11 protein-coding genes, 1 pseudogene and 1 riboswitch are annotated in these 15,456 nt (G+C 67.9%); of the genes and pseudogenes, 11 read left to right on the top strand and 1 reads right to left on the bottom strand.

Annotated features, from left to right (window positions below):
- Positions 1-20: 20 nt before the first annotated feature.
- Positions 21-809: an META domain-containing protein gene (locus tag QM809_RS12800; protein ID WP_415046143.1), complete on the bottom strand. Its 789-nt coding sequence runs from the start codon at positions 807-809 to the stop codon at positions 21-23.
- Between the two features lie 126 nt (positions 810-935).
- On the opposite strand from QM809_RS12800, the gene secA2 reads away from it, so the two are divergent.
- From secA2 to QM809_RS12855, 11 genes and pseudogenes are all read left to right on the top strand, one after another.
- Positions 936-3,245, top strand: coding sequence for an accessory Sec system translocase SecA2 (gene secA2 / locus QM809_RS12805; protein WP_415046144.1), 2,310 nt, complete (start codon positions 936-938; stop codon positions 3,243-3,245).
- Complete coding sequence (locus tag QM809_RS12810) at positions 3,242-3,847, top strand: CDP-alcohol phosphatidyltransferase family protein (RefSeq protein WP_415046145.1); 606 nt, start codon at positions 3,242-3,244, stop codon at positions 3,845-3,847. Before secA2 ends, QM809_RS12810 begins: the two co-directional genes overlap by 4 nt.
- 106 nt (positions 3,848-3,953) lie before the next feature.
- Positions 3,954-4,358 carry a glycine cleavage system protein GcvH gene (gene gcvH, locus QM809_RS12815; RefSeq protein WP_415046146.1) on the top strand — a complete coding sequence of 135 codons (405 nt, stop codon included), beginning with the start codon at positions 3,954-3,956 and terminating at the stop codon, positions 4,356-4,358.
- A 231-nt stretch (positions 4,359-4,589) separates the two neighbouring features.
- Positions 4,590-5,033 (top strand): glycogen accumulation regulator GarA, encoded by a 444-nt coding sequence (gene garA / locus QM809_RS12820; RefSeq protein ID WP_415046147.1) that lies wholly within the window; start codon positions 4,590-4,592, stop codon positions 5,031-5,033.
- Positions 5,034-5,122: 89 nt separating this feature from the next.
- On the top strand, positions 5,123-5,803 hold the full coding sequence (locus QM809_RS12825; RefSeq protein WP_415046148.1) for a MerR family transcriptional regulator: 681 nt from the start codon (positions 5,123-5,125) through the stop codon (positions 5,801-5,803).
- 47 nt (positions 5,804-5,850) lie between these two features.
- On the top strand, positions 5,851-6,354 hold the full coding sequence (locus QM809_RS12830; RefSeq protein ID WP_415046149.1) for a bifunctional nuclease family protein: 504 nt from the start codon (positions 5,851-5,853) through the stop codon (positions 6,352-6,354).
- Positions 6,355-6,834: 480 nt separating this feature from the next.
- Positions 6,835-7,461, top strand: coding sequence for a MerR family transcriptional regulator (locus QM809_RS12835; protein WP_415046150.1), 627 nt, complete (start codon positions 6,835-6,837; stop codon positions 7,459-7,461).
- A 34-nt stretch (positions 7,462-7,495) separates the two neighbouring features.
- Positions 7,496-7,586: riboswitch (glycine riboswitch) on the top strand.
- Between the two features lie 172 nt (positions 7,587-7,758).
- A pseudogene (gcvP, locus tag QM809_RS12840) lies at positions 7,759-10,613 on the top strand (aminomethyl-transferring glycine dehydrogenase).
- Between the two features lie 352 nt (positions 10,614-10,965).
- Positions 10,966-12,333 (top strand): LLM class flavin-dependent oxidoreductase, encoded by a 1,368-nt coding sequence (locus QM809_RS12845; RefSeq protein ID WP_415046151.1) that lies wholly within the window; start codon positions 10,966-10,968, stop codon positions 12,331-12,333.
- 29 nt (positions 12,334-12,362) lie between these two features.
- Positions 12,363-13,778, top strand: a complete 1,416-nt coding sequence (locus tag QM809_RS12850; protein WP_415047083.1) for an NtaA/DmoA family FMN-dependent monooxygenase — start codon at positions 12,363-12,365, stop codon at positions 13,776-13,778.
- Positions 13,779-13,827: 49 nt separating this feature from the next.
- Entirely contained in the window at positions 13,828-15,441 is a 1,614-nt protein-coding gene (locus QM809_RS12855; RefSeq protein ID WP_415046152.1) for an ABC transporter substrate-binding protein, read from the top strand.
- Positions 15,442-15,456 lie beyond the last annotated feature (15 nt).

Genomic DNA, 15,456 nt, shown 5'->3' on the forward strand with positions numbered 1-15,456 from the left:
ACGGAGAGGGCGGGGACCGCTCAGGAGGTGCGCAGGCGCAGTCCGACGGCGGGGTCGGCGACGTTGGTCAGGGCGAGGGTCCGGCCGTCGATGCGGTAGGTCGCCGCGCCGCGCAGGGTGTCCAGGACCGTCTTCTCGATGCGGTTCACCTCGTCGTCGCACGTCTTCTCGGTGGCCGAGACGGACGTGAACTCGATCCGGTCGCCGGTCACCTTCGCCGTGCCGGTGAGGTCGTTGCAGCCGGTGAATCCGGTGACGCGGCCGTCCCCGCCGATCCGCAGGCGCGGAGTGACTCGCTCGAGGACCACCGACGACTCGATCCCGGACGCCCGCACCAGCGACTCGACCGTCCATTCCGTGCCGGTCAGGGCGGTGTTCACGCGTTCGGCGAGCTCGACGGTCCGGCCGTCCCGGCTCAGGGTGAGCCGGTCGCCGGACGACGACCAGGTGACGGGCGCCTCGAAGAACGACGACAGCCAGCCGTCGGCTGCGCCGCGTGCGCCGGGGCAGGCCATCATCGTCGCGGCCAGTGGCCCGGCGGTGAGGACGTCGCCGTCGAACGCGACGGTCCCGTTGTGCCGGTTGCAGCCGGCGGTCGCCGAGATCCGGCCGGGGGAGAAGGTCACCTCGAGCGGGCCGCCGCCGGGGATCCCGGCGTTCGACGCCGCGGTGGAGACGTAGGTCTTGTCGTTCAGGGTCGACGGATCCGGGGCGGCCTCGGCCGGGTCGGAACCGCAGGCGCTGAGAACCACGGTGGAGGTCAGCGCCAGGGCGGCGCCGAGACGGACGAACGTGCGATGTGCGCTCACCGATCCCACGGTAGTCCAGGAGCCTGCGACCGGATCCGGACGACCCGCGTACGGTAGATCACGATTCGTCTCCGGCCGGGATCACGGCCGGAGACCGGGCGATGCTGAGGAGTGGGAAAGCGACCGATGGGTAAGTTCACGAACGCGATGTGGCGGATGCTCGGTGCTCAGGCCACCCGGAATCAGTCGAAGTCGGTGGAACTGATCACCGAGTCCACCGAACACGACGAGTGGGCGCTGGGACTGACCGACGACGAGTTCGCCGAGGCCGCAGCGGAACTGGACGTCACCACCGTGGGCGGCCGCGCCAGGTTCCTGGCGCTGGCCCGGGAGGGCGGCGCCCGGGCGCTCGAGATGCGGCCGTTCGACGTCCAGCTGCAGGGTGCGCTCCGGATGCTCGAAGGCGACGTGGTGGAGATGGCGACCGGTGAGGGCAAGACGCTCACCGGCGCGATCGCGGCGATCGGTTTCGCGTTGTCCGGGCGTTCGGTCCACGTGATCTCGGTGAACGACTACCTGGCCAATCGCGACGCCGAGTGGATGCGGCCGCTCTACGACCTGTTCGGCGTGAAGGTGGGTGCGCTGGCGGAGAAGTCGACCGCCCACGAGCGCCAGGAGGCCTACGCGTGCCCGGTGACCTACGGCTCGGTCAACGAGATCGGTTTCGACGTGCTGCGCGACCACCTGGTGCTGCGCGCCGAGGACCTGGTCGCCCCGACGCCGGACGTCGCGATCGTCGACGAGGCCGACTCGGTGCTGGTCGACGAGGCGCTGGTGCCGCTGATCCTGGCCGGTTCCACTCCCGCGGCGATCCCCAACAGCGCGATCTTCGACGTGGTCGCGCGTCTGAAGAACAAGCATTACGAGGTGGACCCGGACGGCCGGAACGTCCACCTGACCGAGGAGGGCGCCGAACTCGTCGAACGCACTCTCGGCGGCATCGACCTCTACAGCGACGAGCACGTCGGCACCACGCTGGTGCACGTCAACGTCGCGCTGTACGCGTACTACCTGCTCGAACGCGACGTCGACTACATCGTCCGCGACGGCGGGGTGCACCTGATCAACGCCTCGCGCGGCCGCGTCGCCCGGCTGCAGCGCTGGCCCGACGGCGTGCAGGCCGCGGTCGAGTTCAAGGAGGGGCTGGAGCTGACCGAGGCCGGCGAGGTGATCGACACCATCACCGTGCAGGCGCTGATCCGCCGCTATCCCACGATCGCGGGCATGACCGGCACCGCCCTGGCCGCCGGCGAGCAGTTCCGCCAGTTCTACGACCTCGGCGTCTCCCAGGTCCCGCCCAACGCGCCGAACATCCGCGAGGACGAGCCCGATCGCGTCTACGACACCAAGGCCAACAAGGTCGAGGCCGTCGTGACGTTCGTGGCCGAGGTCCACGAGACCGGGCAGCCCATCCTGATCGGCACGCACGACGTCGCCCAGTCCGAGGAGCTCGCGTACTTCCTGGAGCGGGCGGGCGTCGAGGCCGTGGTGTTGAACGCCAAGAACGACGCCGAGGAGGCCGCGATCATCGCCGAGGCCGGCCGCAAGGGCGCGGTGACGGTGTCGACGCAGATGGCCGGTCGCGGCACCGACATCCGGCTGGGCGGCTCCGACGGCGACGACGACGCCCGCGACGAGGTCCTGGAACTCGGCGGACTCTGCGTGGTCGGCACCGGCCGCTACGACACCGAACGCCTGGACAATCAGCTCCGCGGCCGCGCCGGCCGCCAGGGCGACCCGGGCCGGTCGGTGTTCTTCTCCAGCCTCGAGGACCCGCTGGTGGCCAAGAACCTGCCGAACCTGCGCGAGATCGTCTCGACCGAACCCGACGGACTGCTCGGCCCGAAGGGCATCGAGACCGTCGAGCACGCCCAGCGCGTCGCCGAGTCCGCGATGCTGGCGCTGCACGCGGACACCTGGAACTTCAACAAGCAGGTCAACGAGCAGCGCGAGGCGATCGTGCGGCGGCGGATGAAGATCCTCAAGACCGACGAGGCCGCCGAGGAGCTCAAGGAGCTGGAGCCCGAACGCTGGGCCGAGCTCACCGAGCCCGCCGACGACGTCGAGCCGGTGACCGAGGACGCGATGGCCGAGGCCGCGCGCCAGATCGTCCTGTACCACCTGGACCGCGCCTGGGCCGACCACCTGGCCTACGTCTCCGACGTCCAGGCCAGCATCCACCTCCGGGCCCTCGGCCGGCAGAGCCCGCTGGAGGAGTTCCACAAGCTGATCTTCGCTGAGTTCACCGAGATCGTGGAGGAGGCGCTCACCGCCGCGCGCACGACCTTCACGACGGTCACGATCACGAACGACGGCGCCGATCTGGCCGACGCCGACCTGCACCGCTCGACGATGACCTGGACCTATCTGGTGCACCAGAACCAGTTCTCGTCCGGCGCGCAGGCGATGCAGGGGATCGCGGGTATCTTCCAGTGACCGACGACGCCGCGACGGGACCGACGCGCACCGACCGCTTCTGGACGGTGCCGAACGCGTTGAGCCTGATGCGCCTGGCGCTGATCCCGGTCTTCATCTGGCTGCTGATGGCGGTGGACTCGCCGGGCTGGGCCTTCGTCGTGCTGTTCGCCTCCGGCGTCTCCGACTGGCTCGACGGCAAGCTGGCCCGCTGGCTCGATCAGTCGTCGAAGATCGGTGCGCTGCTCGATCCGGCCGCCGATCGTCTCTACGTGATCATCATCCCGATCTGCTTCGGCCTCAAGGGCTACGTCCCGTGGTGGATCATCGGGACGATCATCGCCCGCGACCTGCTGCTCTTCGCGACGGCGCCGCTGCTCAAGAGCCGCGGGGTCACCGCGCTGCCGACGCTGTACATCGGCAAGGCGGCGACCTTCGCGCTGATGAGCTCGTTCCCGTGGCTGCTCACCGGCCAGATCGACGGCCTCGTCGGGGACGTCACGTACCCGATCGGGTGGGCGTTCCTGATCTGGGGGGTGGCCCTGTACGCGTGGTCGTTGGTCCTGTACTGGATCCAGACCGCGGCCGTCGTGCAGCGGATGCCGAGGGTTACCGCCGCGTAGTGCGACGGCGCCCGATAGAGTTCAAGCGTTGCGTGCGGCCCGATCGCGCGCCCCGAGATCGACGACCGCCGGCGCCCCCGCGGCGCCCGTCCGAAAGGTGAGACCCGTGACCGAGACCCAGATCCCCGAGGACCTGCGCTACACCGCCGAGCACGAGTGGGTGCGCAGGGTCGGACCGTCGACGGTGCGCATCGGGGTCACCGACTTCGCGCAGAACGCGCTCAACGAGGTGGTCTTCGTGCAGCTTCCCGAGGTCGACTCGGAGGTGATCGAGGGCGAGTCGTTCGCCGAGATCGAGTCGCACAAGAGCGTCTCGGACATCTACGGCCCGCTGGCCGGCGTCGTCTCGGCGATCAACGACGCCGTCGACGCGGCCCCGGAACTGGTCAACTCCGATCCGTACGGGGAGGGCTGGCTGCTGGAGATCACGGTGGCCGACGATGCGGACCTGGATGCGTCGCTGGCGGCCATGCTCGACGCCGACGGATACCGGGAGGTCATCGCGGACTGAGCCGTTCACGGGGCATGATATGGGTGGATCCGCCCCCGTGTGCTCGGGACAGTCGGTGCCGGGCAGTAGGATTCATGTCGAGCCCCGACGTCGGCGACTCGCTGACGGCGACGGGCGAGAACCGGTAGGTTCTCTAAGTGAGACAGATAACTGCGGGTGAGCTCAACGACGAGCCTCACACGCAAGGATTTCAAATGCTGACGGACCGGCCCTCGGGTCGGCGAAGGAGTTGTGGTGAGCGGTAACGACGACGGTTTTGAAGCCCCGGTGGAGACCACCTCGGTCTTCCGCGAAGAGTTCATCAAGGAGATCGACGCGCCGGCGACGACCCCGGAGCCCAGCGACACCGGTGTCGAGCGTCTGCTGCCCGGCACGGCGCTGCTGGTGGTCAAGCGCGGCCCCAACGCGGGATCGCGCTTCCTGCTCGATCAGCCGACGACGGCGGCGGGGCGCCACCCCGACAGCGACATCTTCCTCGACGATGTGACGGTGAGCCGTCGGCACGCCGAGTTCCGCCTGTCCGGCAGCGATTTCAAGGTCGTCGACGTGGGCAGCCTGAACGGCACCTACGTGAACCGGGAGCCGGTCGACGATGCGACCCTGTCCAGCGGCGACGAGGTGCAGATCGGCAAGTTCCGTCTGGTCTTCCTGTCCGGGCCGCGGGCCGGCGAGTAATCCTTGAGAAAGCTGTGATGGGTAACGCTGCACGCGTAGACGAAGTGCTCCCGGACCCGGCCGGTCGGGAGGAATCGGGAAAACGGTCGATGTCGATCGGTGCCGTCCTGGCGATCCTCCGTGAGGATTTCCCGGACGTCACCATCTCCAAGATCAGGTTCTTGGAGACGGAGGGACTGGTGACGCCGCAGCGGGCGCCCTCGGGGTACCGCAGGTTCACCGATGCCGATTGCGAGCGGTTGCGCTTCGTGCTCACCGCTCAGCGTGACCGGTACCTTCCGCTGAAGGTGATCCGCGAGCAGCTCGATGCGATCGATGCCTCGCAGGCGGAGGCGCCGGGCACCCGGCTGCTGTCGTCGGCGCGCAGCGCCGTGGCGCCGGCCACCGACTTCTCCGAGCGCGGGGGACGGGTGTCCCGCGAATCGCTGATCGAGCGGACCGGGGTCGACTCGGCGTTCATCTCCGAACTGATGCGCAACAACCTGCTCTCGGCCGGGCCCGGCGGCTTCTTCGACGAAGACGCCGTGCGCCTGGTCGAGGCGGCGGCCGCCCTGGCCAACTTCGGTCTGGAGACCCGCCATCTGCGGGCCTTCAAGGTGAGCGCCGACCGCGAGGCCGGGCTCGTCGCCCAGATCGCCAACCCGATCGCCAAGGGCAAGGGCACCGGCGCACGGGATCGTGCCGAGGAACTGATCCGCGAGATGGCGGCGCTGTCGGTGACGCTGCATACTCAGTTGGTGAAGGCCGCCGTCCGCGGCGTGCTGGACTGATCGACCGGTTCGCAGATCGCGGGCCGTGCTGAAGACAGGGGTGGACCATGGGTGAGATGCGCGTCGTCGGAATCCGCGTGGACGCTCCGCAGAATCAGCCGGTGCTGTTGCTGCGGGAGACCGAGGGGGCCCGGTACCTCGCGATCTGGATCGGCCAGAGCGAAGCGGCCTCGATCGCACTGCAGCAGCGGGGGATCGAGCCGCCGCGTCCGCTCACCCACGATCTGATCGTGAACCTCTGCGCCGCCTTCGATCAGGATCTCACGCAGGTCCGCATCGTCGACATGCAGGAGGGCACGTTCTACGCGGAGATGACGTTCTCCTCGGGCGCCGTCGTCTCGGCGCGGCCCTCGGACGCGATCGCGGTGGCCATGCGGGTCGGAGCGACCATCGTCGCGAGTGACGAGGTGCTCGACGATGCCGGGCTCACCATGCCCGACGACGAGGTCGACGGCGAGGACGCCGCTCCCACGGAGGAGGAGCTCGAAGCGTTCCGCGAGTTCCTCGATCAGGTCTCTCCCGAGGACTTCCTCGGCCCCGACGCGTCCTGACCCCGGCCGCGATCATCGCCGCCGGACGTCGTTCCGCGGGCCCGAGGGCCGACCCGCGGAGTCGGTCCCCGCGTCTCCGACATCGCTCCCCGCGCCTCCCGTGTCGATCCTCGGTCTCAGAATCGATCGAGTCTCAGAATCTGAGCCTTGCGTCTCGGGAACGCCTCTCTAGTCTCAGATACCGCTTCCTGAGTCCCGGATGCCGCCCCTTGAGCCTCAGGTACCGCCCCCTGAGCCTCAGGTACCGATCCCTGAGCCCCGTCGAAGGGTCACGGTGAGGTCACGGTCCGGTCACCGGAGACCTACACCTCAACTTTAGGTTGAGACTTACCCGCGCGTCGCGTTGTCTCGGGAGTCCCGAGTCCCTAATTTCGATGTCAACACCGAGCGTCGTGTGCTCGGAGTCATCCGCCGCCGGAATCGGAGTACCCTGAAAGGGGGACCCGAATCGCCGGTCCGACATCGTGTGAGGGAGTCAACGTGGGCGATCAGCCGTCCGATCTGCGTGCGGAGGACCAGGCCGTGCTTGACGCGAAGACCACCGCGCCCGTCCCGGGTGATCCCGAAGACATCGCACCGGGGTTGTTCCCGAACGACGTCGTGCCCGACGACCTCGTCGGCTACCGGGTTCCCAGCACGTGCCAGATCGCCGGCATCACCTACCGCCAACTCGACTACTGGGCCCGGACCTCGCTCGTGGTGCCGTCCATCCTCAGCGGCCAGGGTTCCGGGAGTCACCGGCTCTACTCCTTCAAGGACATCCTGATCCTGAAGGTGGTCAAACGGCTCCTCGACACCGGGATCTCCCTGCAGAACATCCGCGTCGCCGTCGATCATCTGCGGCATCGAGGCGTCCGGGACCTCTCCCGGATCACGCTGTTCTCCGACGGCACCACGGTGTACGAGTGCACGTCCCCCGAAGAGGTCGTCGACCTGCTCCGAGGCGGGCAGGGCGTGTTCGGCATCGCCGTCTCCGGCGCCATGCGCGAACTCACCGGGACCATCGTCGACTTCCCGGGCGAGCGCGCCGACGGCGCGGTGGTGGAGGCCGCCCCCGAAGACGAGTTGGCCGCCCGCCGCAAGAACCGCTCACGCCGCACCGGTTAGGCGTCCTGAACCGTCCGGTATGCTGAGCGCACGTCGCTGCGCTGCGGGAGAGCGCCCCGGAAGGGGCCGCCGAAGGAGCAACACCTCTCCGTCAAACTCTCAGGCACCCGGACCGTGGCAGCTGTCGGCGTCTCTGGAAAGCGATGGGTCCGCCCGTCCGCCCACGGTGAAAGGTGTCGTGCGCCGTACCGGCCCGCGTACCGAATCTCTCAGGCATCGCGCCCGCCGCGATATGACAGAGGGGGAGGGCCGACGATCCGGCATGCGCCGGACGAGACGAGACGAGGCCGTCCCGCCATGACCGCATTCCCGCTGCCCGAATTCGCCGCCCGCCATCTCGGCCCCGACGCCGACGAGACCGCCCGGATCCTCGAGGTGCTCGGCGTCGCCTCTCTCGACGACCTCGCCGCCGCGGTGGTCCCGTCGTCCATCGCCGACCCCGACGGCGCGCTCGCCGTCCTCGACGCCCCGCGCACCGAAACCGAGACCACCGCGCGCCTGCGCGAACTCGCCGGTCGCAACACCGTCGCCCGCAGCATGATCGGTCTGGGCTACTACGACACGCTCACCCCGGCAGTCCTCAAACGGAACATCCTGGAGAACCCCGCCTGGTACACCGCCTACACCCCGTACCAGCCGGAGATCAGCCAGGGTCGCCTCGAGGCGCTCCTGAACTTCCAGACCATGGTCGCCGACCTCACCGGCATGGAGGTGGCGGGCGCCTCCATGCTCGACGAGGCCACCGCGGCCGCCGAGGCCATGACCCTGCTGCGCCGCGCGGGCCGGTCGAAGTCGGCGCGCCTGGTCGTCGACGTCGACCTGTTCCCGCAGACCCGGGCGCTGATCGAGACGCGGGCCGAGCCGCTGGGCATCGAGGTGGTCGAAGCCGTGCTCGATCCCGCCGCCGCCGACGCCGGACTGCCCGAGGGCGACTTCTTCGGCGTGATCCTGCAGGTGCCGGGGGCGAGCGGACGGATCGTCGACGCCGCGCCGATCATCGCCGCCGCCCACGACCGCGGCGCCCTGGTCGCGGTCGGACTCGACCTGCTCGCCGCCACCCTCATCACCCCGCCCGGGGAGCAGGGTGCCGACGCGTGCTTCGGCACCACCCAGCGTTTCGGTGTGCCGATGGGCTTCGGCGGTCCGCACGCCGGGTACCTCGCCGTGCCCGCCAAGCTCACCCGCCAGCTCCCGGGCCGCCTGGTGGGCGTCTCCAAGGACGCCGACGGCAACCGGGCCTACCGCCTCTCGCTGCAGACCCGCGAACAGCACATCCGCCGGGAGAAGGCCACCAGCAACATCTGCACCGCGCAGGTGCTCCTCGCCGTCGTCGCCGCCATGTACGCGTCGTACCACGGCCCCGCCGGCCTCAAGGCCATCGCCGAGCGCGTCCACGCCCGGGCCGCGGACCTCGCCGATCGCCTCGTCGGCGCCGGCCGGACCGTGTCCCACGCGGAGTTCTTCGACACCGTCGTGGTGGAGGTGCCGGGCGAGGCCGAACGCATCGTGGCCGCGGCCAAGGCCGAGAAGGGCATCAACCTGCGCCTGATCGACGCCGACCGCGTCGGCATCGCCTGCGACGAGACCACCACCGAGGGCGACGTGTCCGACGTGCTCGACGTCCTGGGCGGGAACGAGGAGGTCGCGATGTTCAGCGCCGACATCGAGAACCGCACGTCGTCGTACCTGACCCACCCGGCCTTCCACCTGTACCGGACCGAGACCGCCATGCTGCGCTACCTGCGCATGCTCTCGGACAAGGACATCGCGCTCGACCGCAGCATGATCCCGCTGGGCTCGTGCACCATGAAGCTCAACGCGACCACCGAGATGGAGCCGATCACCTGGCCCGAGTTCGGCGGCCTGCACCCGTTCGCACCGGCCGCTGACACCGAGGGTATCCGCGCGCTGATCACCGAGTTGGAGGACTGGCTGGTGGCGATCACCGGCTACGACCGGGTCAGTCTCAGCCGAACGCCGGTTCGCAGGGCGAGTACGCGGGTCTGCTCGCGATCCGCAGGTACCACCTGTCCCGCGGCGACGACGCCCGCGACGTGTGCCTGATCCCGTCGAGCGCGCACGGCACCAACGCGGCCTCGGCCGTGATGGCCGGCATGCGCGTGGTGGTGGTCGGCTGCCGGGAGAACGGCGACGTCGACACCGACGACCTGCGCGCCAAGATCGAGAAGCACGCCGACGAGTTGGCGGGCATCATGATCACCTACCCGAGCACGCACGGCGTGTTCGAGGACGAGGTGACCGACATCTGCGCGGCCGTGCACGACGCCGGCGGCCAGGTCTACGTCGACGGGGCGAACCTGAACGCACTGGTCGGGCTGGCGCGCCCGGGCCGGTTCGGCGGCGACGTCTCGCACCTGAACCTGCACAAGACCTTCTGCATCCCGCACGGCGGCGGCGGCCCCGGCGTCGGCCCGGTGGCGGTGCGCGAACACCTCGCGGCGTTCCTCCCGAGCCATCCGCTGGCCCCGGAGCTCCCCGACACCGGGATCACCATCTCGGCGGCGCCCTACGGTTCGGCGTCGATCCTGCCGATCACCTACGCCTACATCGCGATGATGGGCGCGCAGGGCCTGCGCACCGCGACGCTCACCGCGATCGCCTCGGCCAACTACATCGCACGACGCCTCGCCGAACACTTCCCGGTGCTCTACACCGACGCCGACGGCTGGGTGGCGCACGAGTGCATCCTCGACCTGCGGGACCTGATCAAGGCGACCGGGGTGAGCGTCGACGACGTCGCCAAGCGCCTCGCCGACTACGGTTTCCACGCGCCGACCATGAGCTTCCCGGTGGCCAACACCCTGATGGTGGAGCCGACGGAGAGCGAGAACCTGGCCGAGCTCGACGCCTTCGTCGACGCGATGATCGCCATCCGCGGGGAGATCGCCAAGGTGGCCGACGGGACCTGGACCGTCGACGACAACCCGCTGCGCGGTGCCCCGCACACCGCCGAGTGCCTGGCCGCCGAATGGGACAGGGGCTACGACCGGATGACCGCCGTCTACCCGGCCGGCCTGCCGTCGGCGGGGGCGCGCGCCAAGATCTGGCCGTCGGTGCGCCGCATCGACAACGCCTTCGGCGACCGGAACCTGGTGTGCAGCTGCCCGTCGGTGGAGGCCTTCGCCGAGTAGAACTCGGAGTCTCCGCGAGACGTCGTGCCGATACGGGCCGTCGAGGACACAGCGTCTTCGACGGCCCGTATCCGTCCGGTGTCCCGCAGGCCCGGGGTCTGCGGCTCCGGCCCCGGGTCGCCTCGACGTTCTCCGGAAATCAATTTTTCACCCACCCTGATTCATAAATAAATTCTTCTCGAAACCTTCTCCACCTGCGGTTTCATTTTTCAGAATCGCGGTGAATTCAAGTGTGCGGGAATTCGTTTCGTCTCCGTACATTGACCGGGTCACCTAGATCTGATCTGTCAGGAGTTCACCCGAAATGAGCGCGACCGCTGTTACTCGACCACTGCACTTCTCGGCTTTCGTCATGAACACGACGAGCCACATCATCCAGGGCACCTGGCGTCGGCCGTCGGCCCGACAGACCGATTTCAACGACCTCGACCACTGGGTGGATCTCGCGAAGACCCTCGAACGGGGCCGCTTCGACGCGATCTTCTTCGCCGACGTCGTCGGCCTGTACGCGCCCTACCGCGGTGACGAACGCAAATACTTCGAGGCCGGTCTGCAGGTGCCGAGCAACGATCCGAGCGTGCTCGCCAGCGCGCTCGCCTACGCCACCGAGAATCTGGGCATCGCGTTCACCGCCAGCATCCTGCAGGAACACCCGTTCAACTTCGCACGCCGCATCTCGACTCTCGACCACGCCGCCGAGGGGCGGATCGCCTGGAACATCGTCACCAACTATCTGCCGAACGCCAGCCGCAATTTCGGTCTGGACGGTCTCACCGCCCACGACGAACGCTATGCCTGGGCCGACGAGTACGTCGACGTCACCTACAAGCTGTGGGAGGGCAGCTGGGAGGAGGACGCCCTGGTCCAGGACCGGGAGCGCGGCATCCACGCCGACTACGACAAGGTGCACCGCATCGATCACGTCGGTGAGCGGTATGCGGTCGAGGGGCCGCACCTGGTCAGCCCGAGCCCGCAGCGCACCCCGCTGCTGTTCCAGGCCGGCGCCTCGGAGGCGGGCCGGAACTTCGCGGCGAAGAACGCCGAAGCGGTGTTCATCCAGTCCCCGAACCCGGCGGCGGCGCAGCGCGACACCTCCGACATCCGGGCACGGGCGGTCGCCGTCGGACGCCGCCCGGACGACCTCAAGTTCTTCCAGGGCCTGTACGTGGTCCCGGCCTCCACCGAGGCCGAGGCCGAGCGCAAGGCGGCCGAACTCGACGAGTGGATCGACTACGACGCGCAGCTCTCCCACCTGTCGGGGGCCCTGGGCATCGACTTCGGCGCCGACGATCTCGACACGCCCGTCGGCGAGATCCGGACCGAGGGCGTGCAGTCGATCATCGGTTGGATCAAGGACGTCGTGACCGATCGTCCGGCCACGCTGCGGGACGTCGCGCACTACACGGCGACCAATCTCCGGATCGTCGGCACTCCCGAGCAGATCGCCGACCGTCTCGCCGGGTGGCAGGCGCACGGGGTCGACGGCATCAACCTCGTGAATTACGAGATCCCGACGTCGTACGAGGAATTCGTCGACCACGTGATCCCGGTGCTCCAGGACCGGGGACTGGCCCAGCGCGAATACCGCGAGGGCAGTCTTCGGCAGAAGCTCTTCGGCGCCGGCGACCGGCTGCCGGAACGGCATCCCGCCGCTCGCTACCGCGGCGCCTTCGGTGCTCGGAACCCGGATGCCGAACTCGCCGATGCGGGCCTTCGATGACGACCGGGGAGAGCGAGATCGCGTTCGGGATGAAGAAGCGGCTCATTCTGAATCTGTTCGAAATGAACTGCATCAGTCATATCACTCACGGACTGTGGCGACTGCCGGACAATCAGCGCGAGCGGGTCAACGACATCGAATACTGGACCGACCTGGCCCGGCTTCTCGAGGAGGGCGGTTTCGACGCGGTCTTCCTCGCCGACGTCCTGGGTACCTACGACACCTTCCGCGGATCGGCGGAGACCGCGATCAGGCAGGGTCTGCAGATCCCGAACAACGATCCGGCGTCGGTGGTGCCGGCGATGGCAGCCGTCACCGAACGTCTCGGCTTCGGCATCACCTTCTCCACCACCTATGAGCCACCGTTCTCCTGGGCACGCCGGTTGTCGACACTCGACCACCTCACCAGAGGACGGGTCGGCTGGAACATCGTCACCTCCTACCTGCCCAACGCCGCCCGCAATCACAGCCTGTCCGGCGAGATCGATCACGACACCCGATTCGAGGTCGCCGACGAGTATCTGGACGTGCTCTACAAGCTGTGGGAAGGCAGCTGGGACGATGACGCGATCATCGCTGACAAGGCGAACAACGTATACGCCGATCCAGCGAAGATCCGACCGATCGACCATGTCGGAAAGCACTTCCGAGTGGAAGGTCCGCATCTGCCGAGTCCGAGTCGACAACGTACCCCGGTGCTGTTCACGGCCACGCAGTCTTCGGCCGGGATCGAGTTCGCGGGTAAGCACGCCGAAGTCGTTTTCACCGGCGGCGGCACGAAGGAACGTCTGGCCGAACTGGTGGGGAGACTGAAGGATTCGGCGGTCGATGCCGGTCGCGATCGGGAAGATCTGAAGGTCATCACGACCGCCGGGGTGATCGTGGCGCCGACAGAGGCCGAGGCGAAGGCCAAACTCGCGCGGTTCCAGCAGTTCTCTGATCCGGAGGGCTACCTCGCGCACTTCGCGTTGCCGTGGGATCCCACTGCTCATGATCCGGACCGACTGGTCGAGGAACTCGACCTCGGCCGGTACGAGTCGCGGTTCGACGTTCCATCGGGAATCACGGTCGGTGAGTTCCTCGCCGGATTCGGTGAGCTGGACCGCACTCCGCTGTTCGTCGTCGGCGACTCGGAACAAGTGGCCGATGCCATCGAATCGTGGCTCGACGAACTGGACCTGGATGGAATCAACCTGATCCAGTACCACTCTCCGGACACGGCTCGTGACTTCATCGAACTCGTCGTACCCGTCCTTCGCCGTCGCGGAAGGCTCCGCGAAAGCCGGGACCGCACCGAATCCCTCCGCGGCCGGATCTTCGGTCGTGGCGACCGACTGCCGGAGAACCATTTCGCCACCCGGTATCGCGGTGGAGAGAACCTTCCGAATCGAGAGGGGATCTCTGATCCCGTCCTCGCAAATGCCGCCCCGGCATCCACCTCCTGACCCGATCCGCGTCATCGACGAAGTCGACGACCGTTCGAAAGCAAAGACAATGACCAGATTCTCCAGATCCACCCTGGCGCTCACCACGGGTGCCCTCGCCGCCGCGCTCTCGTTGACCGCGTGCGAGAGCTCCGGCAGGGACGGCGATCCACGCATCATCGAGTACGCGCATGTCCAGGAGCCGCCATGCATCTTCGGCGGGTGGATCCAGCAGGCCTACATCTCACGGCAGGTTCTCGACCGCCTGGTGACGCTGGCCGACGACCAGACGATTCAACCGTGGCTCGCCGAGTCGTGGGAGGTCTCTCCGGACGGCAGAACCTACACCTTCAAGCTGAAGAAGGGCGTCGAATTCACCGACGGCACCCCGGTGAACGCCGAGGCCGTCGCCTACAACTTCGATCAGTTCCGGGACACGGACATCAACTCGACGGCCAAGGTCTCGTTGGCCCCGTACTACGACCGGTCCGAAGCCGTCGACGACACGACCGTCGCCATCCACTTGACCGATCCGTATCCGGAGTTTCTGCGTCTGATCACCCAGGGCTACTTCGGTATCCAGTCGCAGACCGCTCTCAAGACCCGCAGTAAGGAAGAGAACTGCGAAAAGCCGATCGGTTCGGGTGCCTTCACCGTCGACGAGTGGCAGAAGGGCCAGAAGGTCGTCTTCAAGCGGAACCCGGATTACAACTCGTGGCCGGCCACCGCCAAGAACAAGGGCCCGGCCCTCGTCGAACAGGTCAACTGGAACTTCGTTCCGGACGCCACGGCGCGATACGCCTCGCTGACCACCGGCCAGACCGATGCGGTGTACGAGGTTCCGACGGTGCAGTGGAAGGACGCGCAGAGCAGGTTCGACAACACCATCCGATACATCACTCCGGGTAAGCCGGTGTCCTTCTACATCAACACCGAGCAGGGGCCGTTCAGCGACAAGCTGGTACGACAGGCGTTCGCGCATGCGGCGGACCGCAGGGCGGCGGTCGAGGCGGGATTCCACGGAGTGATCCCGTACGAGCCGAACCCGGCCGTCTCGCAGTCGACTCCCGGGTACGTCGCCGACGACCCGTATCCGCACGACCCGGCGAAGTCCTCCGCACTGCTGCGACAGGCGGGATGGGCCAAGGGCGCGGACGGCATCTACACCAAAGGCGGTGAGCGCCTGGCGATCAGACTCGTCTACGGCGCCGGCTTCATCTTCACCTCGGAGGGGGCGACCGTGTTGCAGGCGTTGCAGGAACAGTGGAAGGGCGCAGGCTTCGACATCGACCTGATCCCGTCCACCATGGCCGAACTGTGGGGCGGCAAATACGACGACCCGGCGACCTACGACGCCATTCCGTCGTACTGGACCAGCCCGAGTCCGGCGATTCTCTGGATCGTGTGGCGGGCGAGCACCCCGGACGACCCGAACGGCAACAACCGCTCGCACTACGACGATGCGCGACTCACCCGGCTGATCGATGCGGCGAACACCGATCCGGACACCGCTGCCGGTTTCGCACGGTACGAGCAGGCCCAGCGTCAGATCAACGACGACGCCGCAGGCATCGGGCTGTACACGCAGAACACCTTGATCGCCGTGTCCGACAGGCTCAAGGACTTCTGGGTGGAGAAGAGCCAGGGCGACCCGGTGTTCTCCGACGCCTATCTGGCCGAGTGAACCGAGAGGAATCCG

This window comes from Gordonia sp. (in: high G+C Gram-positive bacteria) (assembly GCF_047600385.1).
Lineage (GTDB): Bacteria > Actinomycetota > Actinomycetes > Mycobacteriales > Mycobacteriaceae > Gordonia.

Excerpts from the sequence above, each read along its gene's own strand:
- secA2 (WP_415046144.1), top strand. The coding sequence starts at position 936 with ATGGGTAAGTTCACGAACGCGATGTGGCGGATGCTCGGTGCTCAGGCC.
- QM809_RS12825 (WP_415046148.1), top strand. The coding sequence starts at position 5,123 with ATGTCGATCGGTGCCGTCCTGGCGATCCTCCGTGAGGATTTCCCGGAC.
- QM809_RS12830 (WP_415046149.1), top strand. The coding sequence starts at position 5,851 with ATGGGTGAGATGCGCGTCGTCGGAATCCGCGTGGACGCTCCGCAGAAT.
- QM809_RS12845 (WP_415046151.1), top strand. The coding sequence starts at position 10,966 with ATGAACACGACGAGCCACATCATCCAGGGCACCTGGCGTCGGCCGTCG.
- QM809_RS12850 (WP_415047083.1), top strand. The coding sequence starts at position 12,363 with ATGAAGAAGCGGCTCATTCTGAATCTGTTCGAAATGAACTGCATCAGT.
- QM809_RS12855 (WP_415046152.1), top strand. The coding sequence starts at position 13,828 with ATGACCAGATTCTCCAGATCCACCCTGGCGCTCACCACGGGTGCCCTC.